Genomic DNA, 16,345 nt, shown 5'->3' on the forward strand with positions numbered 1-16,345 from the left:
GTCGGCAACCGCGCCCGGATCTACGGCATCAACACCATCGGCCTGATCCGCCGGGGTTTCTCGCAGGACACGATCACCAAGCTGCGCCGCACCTACCGCGTGCTGCTGCACGCCAATACCAGCCGCGCCCTCGCGCAGATCGAGCGCGACCCGAACCTGCAGTCGCCCGAAGTGGCCTACGTGGTGAACTTCATCCGCACGTCGAAGCGCGGGGTTGGTCTGAGGAGACCCAGTCGGCGGGTCGAAGAGGTGGTTGAGGACTGAGTCAATTCCCAACGAGCAAGGCCCAACTCCCAATTAACTCCCAACTTGGGAATTGGCAGTCGGGCCTTGGGAATTGACCTGGACGCCCCCGTTACTGGGGATGCTTCACCGTCACCGTATACGTATACGGGACGTTGTCGGTCGTGACGTTGCCGTTGTCGTAGACCCGGACGCAGTACGAGCCGAGCGTCGTCGCGTTGGCCTTGAACTCGAACGCCTGGAGCGCCGCCGGATTGTCGAAGACGGCGGTGCAGACGTTGAGCGTCGAGTTGAACGTGCCCAGGCTGAAGCCGACGTTCTTGGCCGGATCCGGCCCGACGGCGGTGAGGGTGGCGGTGACGGCGCCGCCGAGCAGGGTGACGAAAGAGTGCGTCGAACCGGACGCCGGGTTCACCGTGCCGGTGAACGTCTCGGTCACTTCCGCCGGCGTGGGTGCCGTGCCCGTGGTGGTGTCCCCGCAGCCGGCCAGCACGGCCGTCGCGCCGAGCAGCAGTCCGCACACTATCCGTCGCAGCATTTCCCTCTCCTAGCCCAATGATAGACTTCGCTTGTTAGACTTCTTGTGGCTCGCATCGGTCTTATTGCCGGCAACGGCCGGTTTCCCTTCCTGGCGCTGCAGGGGGCGCGCAGCCTCGGTCACGACGTGACGGTCGTCGCCGTGAAAGAGGAGGCGTTTCCGGAGCTGGAAGCGGCGGCTCGGGACGCCGGCGCAGACCTCCACTGGGTCTCGCTCGGCCACCTCGGTAAGTGTATCAAGATCCTGAAGGCGGCCGGCGCCCGGCAGGCGCTCATGGCGGGGCAGGTCAAGCACGCCAGAATCTTCTCCGGCATCGTCCCCGACATGACCCTGCTGTCGGTGATCACGCGGCTGCGCGCGCGGAACACCGATGCGCTGATCTCGGCGGTGGCCGACGTGCTCCGCGGCGAGGGGATCGAGCTGCTGAATTCGACCGCGTTCCTCGAGCCGCTGCTGGCGCGCCCCGGCGTGCTGAGCCGACGCCCGCCGACGGCGGAGGAGCGCGAGGATCTCGAGTTCGGGTATCGCATGGCGGATGCGATCGCCGGGCTCGACATCGGCCAGACGATCGTCGTGAAGGACAAGGCGGTGGTGGCGGTCGAGGCGATGGAAGGCACCGACGCCGTGATCCGGCGCGCCGGCGAGATTGCCGGGCCCGGCAGCCGTGTGATCAAGGTGGCGAAGCCGAAACAGGACATGCGCTTCGATGTTCCGGTGGTGGGCGTGGCGACGATCGAGGCGATGAAGGCGGCGGGGGCGAGCGCGATCACGATCGATGCCGGCAAGACGCTGATCGTCGACGGAGAGCGGTTCTTCGACGCCGCCAATGCCGCGGGAATGGCGGTCGTGGGTCGTGGATAGTTCCCCGATCCGCACCGCCGTCATCGGGATCGGGCATCTGGGCAGGCATCACGCGCGGCTGCTGGCGGGAATCGACGCCGCGACGCTCGTCGCCGTCGTCGACACCGATCCCGAGCGCGCCGCAGCCGCGGCGGCCGCGACCGGCGCGCGCGCGCTGGCGGATTATCGCGAGCTGTTCGGCCAGGTGGATGCCGTGACGGTCGCGGTGCCGACGGAGCTGCACCGCGAGATCGCGCTGCCGTTTCTCGAGCGCGGGATCGCGGTGCTGGTGGAAAAGCCGATCGCGCGTACGCTCGCGGAGGCTGACGCGCTGATCGCCGCCGCTGCCGCGTCCGGCGCGACGCTCGCGACCGGACAGACCGAGCGCTTCAATCCGGCGATCGCGACGGTGATGCCGTTCGTGACCACGCCGCGGTTCATCGAGGTGCACCGGCTCGGCGTCTTTCCCGACCGGAGCCTCGACATCGACGTCGTGTTCGACCTGATGATTCACGATCTCGACATCATTCTGGCGCTGGTCAAGGCGGAGCCCACGTCGATCGAGGCGGTCGGCGTGCCGGTGCTGACCGACAAGTTCGACATCGCCAACGCGCGGCTGCGGTTCGCGAGCGGCTGCATCGCCAACGTGACCGCGAGCCGGATCAGCAAGGAGCGCGTCCGCAAGATCCGGTTCTTCCAGCCCGACGCCTACGTGTCGATCGACTACGCCGAGCAGGAAGTGGAAGGCTACCGGCTGCTCCGGCGTGCCGGCGAGCGCCCGCAGATTCAGGGCGGCAAGCTGCCGGTGACGCGCGAGGAGCCGCTGAAGCGGGAGCTCACGGATTTCGTCCACGCCGTCCGCGACACGCGCCGGCCGCTGGTCACCGGCGAGGACGGCCGCCGCGCGCTGGCGCTGGCCCAGGCGATTGCAGACAGGATGGAGACCGTTTGACGTACAAGGATCTGAACACGTTCATCTCCGCGCTCGACCAGGACCGCGAACTGGCACGCATCAAGGAGCCGGTCAGCCCCGACCTCGAGATCTGCGCCGTGACCGATCGCGTGTCCAAGTCCCCGGGCGGCGGCCCGGCGCTGCTGTTCGAGAACCCCAAGGGATACGCCATGCCGGTCGCGATCAATCTCTACGGATCGATGAAGCGGATGTGCATGGCCCTCGGCGTCGAGTCGCTCGACGCGCTCGCCAGGGAGATCGAAGCGCTGACCAACCCGAAGATGCCCGCCGGCATGCTCGACACGCTGAAGATGCTGCCGATGCTGTCGCGGCTCAAGGACCTGATGCCAAAGACGGTCAGCAGCGCGCCGTGCCAGGAGGTCGTGACGAAGAACGGCACGCTGGACGAGATCCCGATTCTCACCTGCTGGCCGGAAGACGGCGGCCCCTACATCACGCTGCCGATGGTCTTCACCAAGGACCCCGAAACCGGCATGCGCAACATCGGCACCTATCGCATGCAGGTGTACGACTCGCGCACCACGGGCATGCACTGGCAGCGCCACAAGGGCGGGGCGCAGCACCATCGCATCGCCGAACGGATGGGGAAGCGGCTCGAGGTCGCGGTCGCGCTCGGCGCCGATCCCGCGTTGCCGTTCGCCGCCACCGCGCCGATGCCCGAGGGGCTCGACGAGCTGCTGCTCGCCGGCTTCCTGCGCCGAGAGCGGGTCGAGCTGGTGAAATGCGTGACCGTCGATCTCGAAGTGCCGGCCAGCGCGCAGATCGTTCTCGAAGGTTACGTCGAGCCCGGCGAGCGCCGCCGCGAAGGCCCGTTCGGCGACCACACGGGTTTCTACTCGCATCCCGACGACTATCCGGTGTTCCATCTGACGTGCGTCACCCGGCGCAAGAATCCGATCTACCTGACCACGGTCGTCGGCATCCCCCCGATGGAGGACTACTATCTCGGCAAGGCGAGCGAGCGCATCTTCCTGCCGTTGATCAAGAAGACCGTCCCCGAGATCGTGGACATGAACTTCCCGGCCGAAGGCATCTTCCACAACATCGTCATCATCTCGATCGACAAGCGGTACCCGGGACACGCGCGCAAGATCATGAACGCGGTGTGGGGGCTCGGCCAGCTCATGTTCTCGAAGTCGGTGATCGTCGTCGACAAGGACATCGACGTGCAGAACCTTTCGGAAGTCGCCTGGGTCGTGGGCACGCACATCGATCCCGAGCGCGACATCCAGTTCATGCGCGGCCCGGTGGACGATCTCGAGGACGCGAGCGATCTCGCCGCCTACGGCAGCAAGATGGGGATCGACGCGACGCGGAAGTGGAAATCGGAAGGTTTCATGCGGCCCTGGCCGACACGGATCCGGACCACGGACGCGGCGGCGCGGCGCGCCGATCAGATCTGGACGCAGATCCGCCAGGGTTGGAAGCCATGAGCACGATCTCGATGGCCGACGCGGAAGCCATCCTCACCGACCGCAACGTCATCGCCGTGGGCGCACGGGGAGACGACGAGCGGCGCCGCCGGCACGGCACGAAGACGACGTTCGTGCGCGTGTTCGAGGTCCACGGCGACGCCGTCCCCGCGGCCGTGCCCGCGGGCACGGCCGCCGGTGAGGTTCGGCTGACCGGCAGGCCGGCGTCAGCAGACGCGGCGGTTGCGAGCGTGATCGCCGTACGCGCCCTCGCCCGAGCGATCCCGCTCACCGCATATTCGCTGGCCGACCTTCTCGCCCTCGCTGGTGGAAGCAGCGCCACCCTGACCGAACTGGCGCGCCGTCTCGCGGCGGCGGGACTTGGCGCCATTGCCGAGGCGCCGATCGACCTGCTGCCCGACCCGGTGCAGACGATTCGCGCCGTCCGCAGCGCCGGCCTGGACGTGCCGCGGCTTACCGTCCAGCAGCCCGCCGCCGATCCTCTGCGGCACGTCGCGCTGGCGCGCGACGTGCAGGCAGGCGCGGGCGGCGTCCGCGCCTTCGCGCCGCTGCCGCGCGTCCAGTCGGTCGCGCAGCCGACCACCGGGTACGACGACGTGCGGCTCGTGGCGGTGTCGCGGCTGATGCTGGACAACATCGAGTCCATCCAGGTCGACTGGGCGCTCTACGGCCCGAAGCTCGCGCAGGTCGCGCTCACCATGGGAGCGGATGACGTGGACAGCGTGTCGCCGTTCGACGGCGATCTCGGACGCCGCCGCAGCCCGCTCGAAGAGATCCGCGGCAACATTACCGCCGCCGGCCTCGAGCCGATCGAGCGTGACGGCACCTGGCAGCCTCGCTAGATTTCCAAATTCCCAAATTTCCAAATTTCCAAATCCTGCATGATTCGGGTAGGCGCCGTCACGTATCTGAACGCCCGGCCACTGGTGTACGGGCTCGAGCACAGCGATCGGTTCTCAATCCGATACGACCTTCCGTCGGAGTGCGCCCGGCTGCTGCATGCGCATGAGACCGACGTCGGACTGATCCCGTCGATCGAGTATCTGCGCGGACCCTCGCCGTACTGGATCGTGCCGGGGCCGGCGGTGACCTCGCGCGGGGCCGTCGCCTCGGTTGCGATCTTCACCCGCCGCGAGCCGCGCGACATCCGCACCATCGCGATGGACACCAGCTCGCGCACGTCTGTCGCGCTCGCCACCGTGCTGCTGCGGCGCCGCTTCGACGTGGCGCCGGCGCCGGCGCCGATGGCGCCCGATCTCGAGGCGATGCTCGCCACCGCCGATGCGGCGCTGATCATCGGCGACGTCGCGCTGTTTCTGGATCACGAGGCGGCCGGCGCCGCCAAGATCGATCTGGGTCAGGAGTGGACGGCGATGACCGGCCTGCCGTTCGTCTATGCCTGCTGGACGGGCTGGGCGGATGCCGTCGCGCCGCACGACGTGACCCTGCTGCAGCGCGCCAGGGACGCGGGGATGGCGCAGTCGCACGCGGTGGCCGCGGCCTACTATCCCGACGATACCCCGCGCCAGGCGATCGCCCGGCGCTACCTGCGCGATAATATCCAGTACGTGCTCGGGGAGAGCGAGATCGAGGGCTTGAAGACGTTCTATCGCTATGCCAGCGAGCTCGATCTGGCGGACTTCGACGGCACGCTGCGGTTTTACGATGCCGAGGACTGAGACGCTCGCGGCGAAGATCCGTGCCGGCGGCCGCGTGAGCGCCGACGAGGCGCTGCACCTGTATCGTCACGCGCCGCTGCCGCTGCTCGGCGAGCTGGCCGACGGCCTCCGCGCCGCCCGGCACCCCGGCGGCATCGTCACCTACATCATCGACCGCAACGTCAACTACACGAACATCTGCGTCGCGCGGTGCAACTTCTGCGCGTTCTACCGCCCGGTGGGTTCCGGCGACGGCTACGTCCTCGGCTTCGAGGAGATCTTCAAGAAGATCGACGAGACGATTGCGCTCGGCGGCGTGCAGCTGCTGCTGCAGGGCGGCCACAATCCCGATCTGCCGATCGAGTGGTACGAGGACCTCTTCCGCGCCGTCAAGCAGCGGTATCCGTCGTTCAAGCTGCACGCGTTGTCGCCGCCCGAAGTGATCCATCTGACCAGGATGACCCGTCTCCCGGCTCCGGAGGTCATCGATCGCCTGATCGCCGCGGGGCTCGACAGCATTCCCGGCGGCGGCGCCGAGATCCTGGTCGACCGCGTCCGCAGGCTGCTCAACTGCTACGGCAAGGCGACCGCAGACGAATGGCTCGAGGTGATGCGCCAGGCGCACCTGAAGGGGCTGCGCACCACCGCGACGATGATGTACGGGCACGTCGAGACGGTGGAGGAGCGGATCGAGCACATGCGCCGGCTGCGCGAGGTGCAGGACGAGACCGGCGGCTTCACCGCGTTCATCACCTGGAGCTACCAGCCGGAGCACACCGAGCTGGGCGGCGGCGAAGCGACCGGCGTCGAATACCTGCGGATGCTGGCGCTGGCGCGGATCTTCCTCGACAACTTCCCGAGCCTGCAGGCGTCATGGGTGACGCAGGGCGGCAAGGTCGGCCAGCTCTCGCTCGCCTACGGCTCGAACGACATGGGCAGCGTGATGATCGAGGAGAACGTCGTCCGCGCCGCCGGCGCGAGCTACTGCATGGACGAAGTCGAGATCGTGCGCAACATCGAGAACGCCGGGTTCGTCGCCAAGCGGCGCAACATGCATTACGACATCCTGGGCGACCCGTTCTTCCGCGAGCAGGCAGTGCCGCGGCAGTTGGCCCTGGCCACGGCGCGCGCCGACGGCGACACCAGCCGCCCCGAGGAGCTGAAGCTCTACGCCGCCCGCAGCGCCGCGGAAAAGCGCCTGCGGGCCAACGACGGCCCGTCCTAGCACGGCGTTCGCTGCGAGGGCCGACGGCTTACGCTCCGGCACGAAGATCACAAAGGCCACAAAGACACTAAGAAACCCAATAGGTCTTCTTTGTGAGCTTTGTGATCTTCGTGGACTTTGTGTCGGAGCGTTGAGCCGTCGGCCGTCACAGGCGGATTACACTTGAATGTTGCCCGTCGCTTACAGAGCCGCCTGGGTCCTTCCGATCTCCACGCCACCGATCGCCGGCGGCGTGGTCACGGTCGATCGCGGCATCGTCACGGCCGTCGGCGCGTACGCGGGGGGCGCGGTCGAGGATCTCGGAAGCGTGGCGATCCTGCCGGGGCTGGTGAACGCCCACACCCATCTCGAACTCTCGTGGATGCGCGGGCAGGTGGCGCCGAACACGTCGATGCCTGCCTGGGCGGCATCGCTGATGGCGCTGCGTCGCACGGTGTCGCACGAACCGCCGGAGCCGATCGGTGATGCGATCGCCGAGGCGCGGCGCGCGGGCACCTGTCTGGTCGGCGACGTCACGAACACGTTCGCGACGTTCGATCCGCTGCTCGACAGCGAGCTGTCGGCGGTGTTGTTTCGTGAGCTGCTCGGATTCGCGGTCGCCGATCCCGAAGCCGCGATGGCCGGCGCGGTCGAGCAGATCGCCGCGCTGACGCCGGTCGAATGGCTGCGTCCCGCGCTTGCGCCGCACGCGCCGTATTCGGTCGCACCGGCGCTCCTGCAGGCGATCGCCCGCGCCAACGACGGCCGTCCGCTGAGCATTCATCTCGGCGAGTCGGCCCAGGAGATCGAGTTCCTCGCCGACGGGACGGGGGAGTGGCGCGGGCTGCTGGAGGCGCTCGGCGTCTGGAACCCGTCGTGGACCCCGCCCGGCTGCGGTCCGGTGGAGTACCTGGATCGCCTCGGACTCGTCGACCACCGGCTGCTCGCCGTCCATGGCGTCCATTTCACCGATGCCGACCTCGGGCGTCTCGCGGCCGCGGGAGCCACGGTGGTCGCGTGCCCCCGCAGCAACCGCTGGACCGGCGCGGGGGAGCCGCCCATCGGGCGGTTCTACGCGTCCGGCGTCCGGGTCGCGGCCGGCACCGACAGCCTCGCCAGCGTGGCGGATCTCGATATGTTCGCGGAACTGGCCGAAATCCGTCGTCTCGCGCCTGGCGTCCCCGCCGCGCGCCTGCTCCACAGCGCGACCCTGGCCGGCGCGCAGGCGCTCGGGTTCGGCGCGGAGCTCGGCTCGATCGAGCCGGGAAAGCGGGCCCAGCTCCTGGCGGTTCGCGTGCCGCCAGACGTCCCGGACGTGGAACAATATCTGCTGAGCGGTATCGAGACTGCCGACGTCCGCTGGCTCGATTCGTAAATACTACCGGCTACCGGCTACCGGCTACCGGCTACCGGTTACCGAACCTCGACATTGAACAGGCTTGCGACATACCTCTCGTTCGTGCGCTTCTCGCACAGCGTCTTCGCGCTCCCGTTCGCGCTGACCGGGGCGCTGCTCGCGCTCCGGGCTTATCCCATCGGCCCTCGCGAGATCGCCTGGCGCGTTTTGTGGATCGTGATCGCAATGGTGGCGGCGCGGACCGCGGCGATGGGCTTCAACCGGCTGGCGGACGCGCGATGGGACGCGCAGAATCCACGCACCGCCATGCGTGAGATCCCACGCGGCGCGATGAGCCGCCGCGAGGCCGCGGTGTTCGTGATCGCCGCCGCCGCCGTCTTCGTCGGCGCATCCTCGCGGCTCGGCGCGCTGTGCTTCGCGCTGTCTCCGGTCGCGCTCGCCATCGTCTTCTGGTATTCGCTGGCGAAGCGGTTCACCAGCTACACGCAGTTCTTCCTCGCCCTGGCGATGGCCGTGGCGCCGGTCGGCGGCTGGCTCGCCGCGGGCGGGCCGATCGCCGCGGCGGAGCCCTGGCTGCTCGGCGCGGCGATTGGCGCCTGGGTCGGCGGCTTCGACATCCTCTACGCCTGCCAGGATCTGGACTTCGATCGCGCCGCCGGCCTCAATTCGATTCCGGTGCGCTTCGGCGTCCGCGCGTCGCTGCTGATCTCGCGCCTGATGCACGCCGCCGCGGTCGTGTTCCTCGCCTGGCTCGGCCTCGTGGCCGATCTCACTCCGCTCTATTTCCTCGGCGTCGCCGTCGTCGCGGCGCTGCTCGTCTACGAACAGTCGCTGGTCAGCGAGCAGGACCTGTCGCAGGTGAAGCGCGCGTTCGACCTGAACGGCTACGTCGGCATCCTGTATTTCGTCGCGACCGCGGTATCGATCTATGTCGCCTGAGCATCCTCCCGCGCCGCCTCGGAGACGCACGTTCGCGCTGGCGATTACCGGCGCCAGCGGGGCGATCTACGCGACGCGGACGATGGCGGCGCTGCTCGAGCGCGAATGCCACCTCGAGGTGGTGATTTCCGACTACGGCCGCCGGCTGCTGCACGAGGAGCTGGGCGAGGCGGCCGCGGTGCCGCGGCTGAGGGAGTACCTCGTCGGCAAGTACGGCGACGCCGCGTCGCGCGGCTCCTACAGCGTCCTCAGCAACAAGGATCTCGGCGCCACGATCGCGAGCGGCAGCCACGACTGCGAGGGGATGGTGATCGTCCCCTGCTCGATGAAGACCCTGGCGGGCGTCGCGCACGGGCTGTCGCGCAACCTCATCGAACGCGCGGCGGACGTGATGATGAAGGAAAAGCGGCGCCTCGTGCTGGTCCCGCGCGAGGCGCCGATGAGTCTGCCGCAGCTGAGGAACATGGTGCTCTGCGCCGAGGCGGGTGCGATGATGCTGCCGGCGATGCCGGCCTTCTACCAGATGCCGAAGAGCCTCGACGATCTCGCCGACTTCATGGCCGGCAAGATCCTCTCGGCGCTCGGCTTCGAGCAGACGCTGTATCCCAAGTGGGAAGGATGACGCTCACTTCACGAGCGGCCCGCCGCCGATCATCGCGCCGCTGAACGACGCGCTCCCGTTCGGGTCCCGGTCGGGATCGCGGTTGCCGCGCGGGCGCGAGTAGGCGATCCCCGCATGGTAGGACTCCGCCGCGGAGAGCACGCCCGCCGGACACGCGCCGGAGGCGAACGGGTACATCAGGCTGCCGCGATCCGACACGTGGAAGAAGCCCATCGCGTGACCGACCTCGTGCATCGTCACCGCGCCGGGCACCTTCACGCTCCCGCAGGAGCACACGTCGATATACAGCGTGATCTCGCCCGGGTTGCGGCCGACGTATGACGTGCCGCAGGTGCGTCCGCCGGTGTTGCGCATGAAGTTGACGGCGATCCACCCGGTCCGCTCGGGCCGCGCGTCGGTGCCCGTCTCGACCGTCGCGGTGTAGGTGCCCCCGGTGTAGGCAGGGACGGCGCGGCGGATCGCATCCAGCGTCACGGCCAGCACTTCCGGCTCCACGGCGCGGCCGCCGGCGTCGACGGTGCGCACGTAGAAGCTCGGGGCGCTCGTCCAGCGCAGCACCGGCCACGGCGATCCCTCGCTGTTGTCGTACGTATCGCGCACGAACTGCCGGTAGAACTCCATCGAGAACGGCGCGGAGTCGCGGATCAGCGTGATGTCGACGCCGGTCCGCGCGCTGCGGCTCCACGAGAACCAGGTGTCGCGCGTGATCATGCCGTTGGCCGACACCGCCACCGGATACGGGGAAGACGGCGGGTTCGCCACGTCGCCGAGCATGAAGTTTCCGTCGGCGTCGGCGACGACGGCGCCGAGCGACCATCCCGGGGTGAGGGTTGCGCCGCCCACGCCCTGACCCGTTCCGTACGCCGTGACCCGTCCGGCGGCCGACCACGTATTCGTGGGTGTCGTCGGGGTCGTCGGGGTAGTGGGCGATCCGGGCGTCGACGGGGTGCCTCCGCCGCCACCGCAGCCGGCACCCAGCGCACACGCGATGATGGCGCACGCCGCGGCACCCCGCGAAAATGCGTTCGTCATATTGAGTTGTCCTGTCGGGGAGCGACCGATCTTACCACGGCCGAGCCGGGAGCTCTACCATGGGAAGGTAAGATCGCGGGAGTGGCCACGCTTCCCGACAAGTCCCCGGCGCGCATCGCGGCGATGTTCGACGCGATCGCCCGGCGGTACGACTTCCTCAACCACTTTCTCAGCGTGGGGCTCGATACGCGCTGGCGCGCCCGCGCCATCCGCGATGCCGCCCTGCCGCCGGACGCCCGCGTGCTCGATCTCTGCACCGGCACCGCGGATCTGGCGATCGCCGCCGTCGCCGGCGTGCCGACCGCACGCGTCGTCGGCGTCGATTTCGCCGGTGCGATGCTGCGCGTCGGCCTGGACAAGCTGCGCGGCCGCGGTCTCACCGGCCGGATCTCGCTCGTGCGCGGCGACGCGACGCGGATTCCGGTGCGCGACGGCTGGGCGGACGCGGCGACCATCGGTTTCGGCATCCGCAACGTGGCCGACCCGGAAGCGGCGCTGCGCGAGCTGGCGCGGACGATCAAGCCGGGCGGGCGCCTGGTGATCCTGGAGTTCGGCGAGCCGCGGATTCCGGGGATCCGGACGCTGTACCAGTGGTATTTCCGCTACCTGCTGCCGAGGCTCGGGAAGGTCGTCTCGAAGCACCAGAGCGCCTATTCGTACCTGCCTGCCTCCGTCGGCACGTTCCCGCCCCCGGCACAGTTCGCCGCCACGATTTCTTCACACGGGTTTCGCGACGTTCGTGCCGTCCCTTTGTCGCTCGGCATCGTCTATCTCTACGGCGGCACCCGCGCGCAGCTGTTATAATCGTGTAAATCACTGATGTACTTCGACTTTGAGGATCGTCGCCCGGACACGCCCATCCTCGAGCGGCCGCTCACGCGGCTCGAGCAGATGCTCCTCACGGTCATCGCCTATCTGCTCATCGTGATCGCGCTGATTCTCTATCCGCGCATGCCCTGGGTGAAGGCGGCGGAAGCGGCCCGCCTGCAGAAGCTGGAAGAGCAGCGTCAGAAGCAGCAGGACGACCTGCGCGATCGCGCGCAGTTCGTCTTCGTCCAGCCGAAGATCGAGATGGACGCGAAGATTCCGCCGAAGCTCGCGGAGCTCTCCGATCGCACGCGCCGGGCCCAGACGATGGAGCGGGCGCGCGACCCGAAGAACGACGTCGCGTTCTCGCGCGGCAACTCCGGCGAGAAGATCATCAGCGACGCGCCGAAGGAGCGGCCGCAGCCGTCCGAATCCGCAGCCCCGCCGGCCGGCAACGAGGGCACCAACCCGAACGGCGGCCAGAAGCCGGATCCCAACGCGCTCGCGCTGCCGACCGCGCCGCAGGCGACGATCGCGCGCAACGACCCGAACCGCAACCCGATGCTCGGCGGTCCGGCGCCCGGCGTGCTCAGCGACGCGATCCGCAACGTCCAGAAATACTCGCAGGGCGAGTCGCTGCAGAACGTCCAGGGGAACGGCGACTTCGGTCCGTCGATTCAGTTCGATACCAAGGGGGTCGAATTCGGTCCGTGGCTGCGCCGCTTCGTGGCGCAGATCCGGCGCAACTGGTTCGTGCCCTACGCGGCGATGTCGCTGCGCGGTCACGTGGTGCTCAGCTTCAAGGTGCACAAGGACGGCAGCATCACCGACCTGCAGATCATGAAGCCGTCGGCGATCGAGGCGTTCACGCGGTCGTCGTTCAACGCCATCAAGCTGTCGAACCCGACGGTGCCACTGCCGACGGAGTTCCCGGACGAGAACGCGCCGTTCATCGTGACGTTCTACTTCAACGAGACCCCGCCCGGAGGGGGCAGTTAGGACTCCGTGTCGTGAGGCATCGGCAAGTACCGGACTCGACTGAGACGCGCCGACGGCTCGGGCACAAAGATCACGAAGACCACAAAGACCACAAAGTCACGAAGACATCGTGGGTCGTTTTTGGTGATCTTCGTGACCTTTGTGGTCTTTGTGTCGCGCCGTGGGCACGTCTCAGTCAAGCCTGTTTCCGCGGCATGACCTGTCAAATGGCAACCCGGACGCAACAGGTCGGTCTCTTTCTCGTGCTCACCATCGTCGCGATCTACGCCGTCGTCCGTGCGTGGGCGCGGTGAAGCCGCGGCTGATCGCGATCGTGGGCCCCACGGCGACGGGGAAGAGCGCCCTCGGGATCGCGCTGGCGCAGCGGTTCGAGGGCGAGATCGTCAGCTGCGATTCGACGGCCGTGTACCGCGGGTTCGACATCGGCACCGACAAGGTGCCTCCCGCCGAGCAGCAGGGCATTCCCCACCACATGGTCGACGTCGTCGAGCCGACCGAAGAGTATTCCGCCGCGCGCTACGCGCGCGAGGCGGCGGCCGTCGTCCGCGACATCACGGGGCGGCGGCTGCTGCCGATTCTCGTCGGCGGCACCGGCTTCTACTACCGGGCGCTGACGCGCGGGTTGTTCGAAGGGCCGAGCCGCGACGAGCGGCTGCGGCGGCGGCTCGAACGGGTCGCCGAGCGCCGCGGCGCGGCGAGCCTGCACGCGTGGCTGGCGAGAGTCGACCCGTCGTCTGCTGCACGTGTCAAGGCGGCGGACGTCAAGCGGGTGGTGCGCGCGCTGGAAGTGTGGATCCTGACCGGCCGTCCGCTCACCGAGCATTTTGCCGCCACCGCGTCCCCGCTGCCGGAGTACGACGTGACCGCGTTCGCGCTGCAGATTACTCCGGAGGAAACGGCCGAGCGCGTGGCGCGGCGCGTCGACCAGCAGTTCGCACAGGGACTGCTCGACGAGATCCGGGGACTGCTGGCGCGGGGCGTCCCCGAAGACGCGCTGCCGTTCACGGGGCTGGTCTACCGCCAGGCGCTCGAGCACCTGCACGGCGTCCGCGGCGAAGCGGAGACGCGCGAGCTGATCGTGCGCGAGAACCGGAAATACTCGCGGCGCCAGTTGATCTGGTTCCGGAAAGAGCCTAACCTACGCTGGATTCACGCCGCCGGCGAGCGTGCCGAGACGCAGGAACTGGTGGCCAGCCTCCTCGACTTTCGCCGCCGGCAACCCCAGGAACTTTGACCCTGCTGCCCGATCGAGTCTTTCTGACGGTGCTCGACAGCGTCGGCGTCGGCGAGCTTGCCGACGCCGATGCGTACGGCGATCGCGGCAGCGACACTCTCGGCAACATTTCGCGGGCCGTGCCGCTCCGGCTTCCGACGCTGCGATCGCTGGGGCTGGCGCGCGTGGCGCGCATCGATGGCGATCCGCCGCCGCCGAGCGCGCCGGGCGCCGTTCCCCTGGGCGCGTTCGGCCGCATGGCGGAGCGCTCGCCCGGCAAGGACTCCGTCACCGGCCACTGGGAGATCGCGGGCATCGTGCTCGACCGCCCGTTTCCGACCTTTCCCGACGGCTTCCCCGCGGAGGTGATGGCCGAGTTCGAGAAGCGGATCGGGCGTGCCGCGATCGGCAACTACCCGGCGTCGGGCACGGCGATCATCGACGAGCTCGGTCCTGAGCACATGCGGACGGGACGGCCGATCGTCTACACATCCGCCGACAGCGTGTTCCAGATCGCCGCGCACGAAGAGGTGATTCCGGTTCCGGAGCTGTATCGCATCTGCGAGATCGCCTTCGACCTGGTCGGGAAGGGGATGAACGTGGGGCGCGTGATCGCGCGGCCGTTCGTCGGCCGGCCGGGGGCCTTCACGCGGACGGCGAACCGCCACGACTACGCGCTCGAGCCCGCCGGGATCACGCTGCTCGACCGGCTCACCGACGCGGGACACCACGTCCATGCGATCGGCAAGATCAAGGATCTCTTCGCCGGCCGGGGCATCACCACCGCCGTGCACACGAAGTCAGACGATGAAGGGGTCGATGCGATCGAGGCGGCGATTGCGGCCGGCGGACCAGGGCTGGTCTTCACCAACCTGGTGGACTTCGACACCCAGTACGGCCACCGCAACGACGTCGAGGGCTACGCCGCGAATCTCGAGCGGTTCGACGCGCGGCTGGCGCGCCTCCTGCCCCGGCTTCGCGAGCGCGATCTGCTCGTCATCACCGCCGACCATGGCAACGATCCGACGACGCCGAGCACCGACCACGCGCGCGAGCACGTGCCGGTGCTGATCGCCGGCGCCTGCGTCCGCCCGGGCGCGGACATCGGCACGCGGCCAACCTTCGCGGATCTCGGCCAGACGCTGGCGGAAGTCTTCGACGTCAATCCGCTGGCACACGGCACGAGCTTCCTTCGCGATATCCTGCGATGATGATCCGCAGACAGCTCGAGCAGCGGGAGCACGAGATTCTCGCGCCGCAGGCGGCCAAGAGCGACGCGACGAAGGGGCGGCTGCGCCCCGAGCCGGAGGATCCGATCCGGCCGGCGTTTCAGCGCGATCGCGATCGCGTCATCCACAGCAAGGCGTTCCGGCGGCTGAAACACAAGACGCAGGTATTCTTCGCGCCCGAAGGGGACCACTACCGCACGCGCCTCACCCACACGCTCGAGGTGTCGCAGATCGCCCGCAGCATCGCCAAGGTGCTCAGGCTGAACGAGGAGCTGACGGAAGCGATCGCGCTCGGACACGACCTGGGGCACACGCCGTTCGGCCATGCCGGGGAGCGGGTGCTGCAGACGCTGGTGCCCGGCGGCTTCGAGCACTACGAGCAGAGCCTGCGCATCGTCGACGTCCTGGAACATGACGGCGCCGGCCTGAACCTCACCTGGGAAGTGCGCGACGGGATCGCGCGGCACTCGAAAGGCAAGCACGGCGTGCCGGTCGGCGCGGATCCGGCGCACCGCGCCAGCACGATCGAGGGACAGATCGCGCGCGTCGCCGACATCATCGCCTACGTCAATCACGACATCGACGACGCGGTCCGCGCCGGGCTGCTGAAGCACGAAGACCTGCCGCACGAACGCACGCAGCTGCTCGGCCGCACCTCCTCCGAGCGCATCGGGACGATGGTGACGGACGTGGTGCTCCGGACGCTGGAAGGAGGAATGACCGACGTGCGGATGAGCGACGAAGTGCTCGACGCGACGATCGGCCTGCGCAGCTTCCTGTTCGAAGCGGTGTACGAGAACGACGTCGCGACCGCCGAGTTCAAGAAGGCGGCCGGGATTCTCGGCGGCCTGTGGGAGAAGGTTCGCGAGAACCCGCACGCGTTCCTCGATCCCCGCGTGATCGAGAGCGAAGGGCTCGACGTGGCCGCCAAGGATTTCGTCGCCGGGATGACCGACCGCTACGCCGTCAACCTCTACGAGCAGCTGTTCATCCCGAAACCGTGGGTATCCGTGAATCCCTAATCTCCGATCGCTGATCCTGAATCGCGCATCGCGGATCCTGAATCGCGAATCCCGAATCCCGAATCCGTTGCAGCCGGTAACCGGTAACCGGTAACCGGTAACTGGCAACCGGCAACCGGCAACCGGTAACCGGCAACCGGCAACCGGCAACCGGCAACCGGCAACCGGTAACCGGTAACCGGTAACCGGCGCCTGGAGCACCCATACCCTACGGAGCTCCCGCACCCCAGCCAAGC

Annotated in this window: 17 protein-coding genes; 15 read left to right on the forward strand and 2 right to left on the reverse strand. The window is 68.4% G+C overall.

Annotated features, from left to right (window positions below; translation table 11 throughout):
* On the forward strand, positions 1-264 hold a 264-nt coding region (locus VFK57_04690), incomplete at its 5' end, for a hypothetical protein (GenBank protein HET7694983.1).
* A 91-nt stretch (positions 265-355) separates the two neighbouring features.
* Here the strand turns inward: VFK57_04690 and VFK57_04695 are convergent.
* On the reverse strand, positions 356-781 hold the full coding sequence (locus VFK57_04695) for a hypothetical protein (GenBank protein ID HET7694984.1): 426 nt from the start codon (positions 779-781) through the stop codon (positions 356-358).
* A gap of 45 nt (positions 782-826) precedes the next feature.
* Here VFK57_04695 and lpxI point away from each other — a divergent pair, with 45 nt between their 5' ends.
* The 9 genes from lpxI to VFK57_04740 all read left to right on the forward strand — a co-directional run bounded on the left by lpxI (position 827) and on the right by VFK57_04740 (position 9,807).
* Positions 827-1,642: a UDP-2,3-diacylglucosamine diphosphatase LpxI gene (gene lpxI, locus VFK57_04700; GenBank protein ID HET7694985.1), complete on the forward strand. Its 816-nt coding sequence runs from the start codon at positions 827-829 to the stop codon at positions 1,640-1,642.
* Entirely contained in the window at positions 1,635-2,573 is a 939-nt protein-coding gene (locus VFK57_04705) for a Gfo/Idh/MocA family oxidoreductase (protein ID HET7694986.1), read from the forward strand. The genes lpxI and VFK57_04705 overlap by 8 nt, the downstream gene beginning before the upstream one ends.
* Positions 2,570-4,027: a menaquinone biosynthesis decarboxylase gene (locus VFK57_04710; GenBank protein ID HET7694987.1), complete on the forward strand. Its 1,458-nt coding sequence runs from the start codon at positions 2,570-2,572 to the stop codon at positions 4,025-4,027. Before VFK57_04705 ends, VFK57_04710 begins: the two co-directional genes overlap by 4 nt.
* Positions 4,024-4,869, forward strand: a complete 846-nt coding sequence (locus VFK57_04715) for a hypothetical protein (protein ID HET7694988.1) — start codon at positions 4,024-4,026, stop codon at positions 4,867-4,869. Before VFK57_04710 ends, VFK57_04715 begins: the two co-directional genes overlap by 4 nt.
* A gap of 39 nt (positions 4,870-4,908) precedes the next feature.
* Positions 4,909-5,706 carry a menaquinone biosynthesis protein gene (locus VFK57_04720; protein HET7694989.1) on the forward strand — a complete coding sequence of 266 codons (798 nt, stop codon included), beginning with the start codon at positions 4,909-4,911 and terminating at the stop codon, positions 5,704-5,706.
* Positions 5,693-6,910 carry a cyclic dehypoxanthinyl futalosine synthase gene (mqnC, locus tag VFK57_04725; protein HET7694990.1) on the forward strand — a complete coding sequence of 406 codons (1,218 nt, stop codon included), beginning with the start codon at positions 5,693-5,695 and terminating at the stop codon, positions 6,908-6,910. The genes VFK57_04720 and mqnC overlap by 14 nt, the downstream gene beginning before the upstream one ends.
* A gap of 166 nt (positions 6,911-7,076) precedes the next feature.
* A complete protein-coding gene (locus VFK57_04730; GenBank protein ID HET7694991.1) occupies positions 7,077-8,264 on the forward strand; it encodes an amidohydrolase family protein in 1,188 nt (395 codons plus the stop codon).
* Between the two features lie 54 nt (positions 8,265-8,318).
* Positions 8,319-9,185, forward strand: coding sequence for a UbiA-like polyprenyltransferase (locus VFK57_04735; protein HET7694992.1), 867 nt, complete (start codon positions 8,319-8,321; stop codon positions 9,183-9,185).
* On the forward strand, positions 9,175-9,807 hold the full coding sequence (locus tag VFK57_04740) for a UbiX family flavin prenyltransferase (protein ID HET7694993.1): 633 nt from the start codon (positions 9,175-9,177) through the stop codon (positions 9,805-9,807). The genes VFK57_04735 and VFK57_04740 overlap by 11 nt, the downstream gene beginning before the upstream one ends.
* A gap of 3 nt (positions 9,808-9,810) precedes the next feature.
* Here VFK57_04740 and VFK57_04745 read toward each other — a convergent pair whose 3' ends face one another.
* The gene (locus VFK57_04745) at positions 9,811-10,650 is read right to left on the reverse strand and encodes a M12 family metallopeptidase (GenBank protein ID HET7694994.1); all 840 of its coding nucleotides are present in this window, start codon (positions 10,648-10,650) and stop codon (positions 9,811-9,813) included.
* Positions 10,651-10,920: 270 nt separating this feature from the next.
* Between VFK57_04745 and ubiE the strand changes: the two genes are divergently transcribed.
* The 5 genes from ubiE to VFK57_04770 all read left to right on the forward strand — a co-directional run bounded on the left by ubiE (position 10,921) and on the right by VFK57_04770 (position 16,109).
* Positions 10,921-11,643, forward strand: coding sequence for a bifunctional demethylmenaquinone methyltransferase/2-methoxy-6-polyprenyl-1,4-benzoquinol methylase UbiE (ubiE, locus tag VFK57_04750; protein ID HET7694995.1), 723 nt, complete (start codon positions 10,921-10,923; stop codon positions 11,641-11,643).
* 15 nt (positions 11,644-11,658) lie between these two features.
* Complete coding sequence (locus VFK57_04755) at positions 11,659-12,645, forward strand: TonB family protein (protein ID HET7694996.1); 987 nt, start codon at positions 11,659-11,661, stop codon at positions 12,643-12,645.
* A 280-nt stretch (positions 12,646-12,925) separates the two neighbouring features.
* Positions 12,926-13,879 carry a tRNA (adenosine(37)-N6)-dimethylallyltransferase MiaA gene (gene miaA / locus VFK57_04760; GenBank protein HET7694997.1) on the forward strand — a complete coding sequence of 318 codons (954 nt, stop codon included), beginning with the start codon at positions 12,926-12,928 and terminating at the stop codon, positions 13,877-13,879.
* On the forward strand, positions 13,876-15,069 hold the full coding sequence (locus tag VFK57_04765; protein HET7694998.1) for a phosphopentomutase: 1,194 nt from the start codon (positions 13,876-13,878) through the stop codon (positions 15,067-15,069). Before miaA ends, VFK57_04765 begins: the two co-directional genes overlap by 4 nt.
* On the forward strand, positions 15,069-16,109 hold the full coding sequence (locus VFK57_04770) for a deoxyguanosinetriphosphate triphosphohydrolase (GenBank protein ID HET7694999.1): 1,041 nt from the start codon (positions 15,069-15,071) through the stop codon (positions 16,107-16,109). The genes VFK57_04765 and VFK57_04770 overlap by 1 nt, the downstream gene beginning before the upstream one ends.
* The last annotated feature ends 236 nt before the right edge of the window (positions 16,110-16,345 follow it).

The organism is Vicinamibacterales bacterium, from assembly GCA_035699745.1.
Lineage (GTDB): Bacteria > Acidobacteriota > Vicinamibacteria > Vicinamibacterales > 2-12-FULL-66-21 > JAICSD01.

Bases quoted from the DNA above. Each gene is read 5' to 3' on its own strand.
- VFK57_04715 (HET7694988.1), top strand. From the start codon at position 4,024: ATGAGCACGATCTCGATGGCCGACGCGGAAGCCATCCTCACCGACCGC.
- VFK57_04695 (HET7694984.1), bottom strand. From the start codon at position 781: ATGCTGCGACGGATAGTGTGCGGACTGCTGCTCGGCGCGACGGCCGTG.
- VFK57_04730 (HET7694991.1), top strand. From the start codon at position 7,077: ATGTTGCCCGTCGCTTACAGAGCCGCCTGGGTCCTTCCGATCTCCACG.
- VFK57_04755 (HET7694996.1), top strand. From the start codon at position 11,659: ATGTACTTCGACTTTGAGGATCGTCGCCCGGACACGCCCATCCTCGAG.
- VFK57_04720 (HET7694989.1), top strand. From the start codon at position 4,909: ATGATTCGGGTAGGCGCCGTCACGTATCTGAACGCCCGGCCACTGGTG.
- VFK57_04740 (HET7694993.1), top strand. From the start codon at position 9,175: ATGTCGCCTGAGCATCCTCCCGCGCCGCCTCGGAGACGCACGTTCGCG.
- mqnC (HET7694990.1), top strand. From the start codon at position 5,693: ATGCCGAGGACTGAGACGCTCGCGGCGAAGATCCGTGCCGGCGGCCGC.
- VFK57_04770 (HET7694999.1), top strand. From the start codon at position 15,069: ATGATCCGCAGACAGCTCGAGCAGCGGGAGCACGAGATTCTCGCGCCG.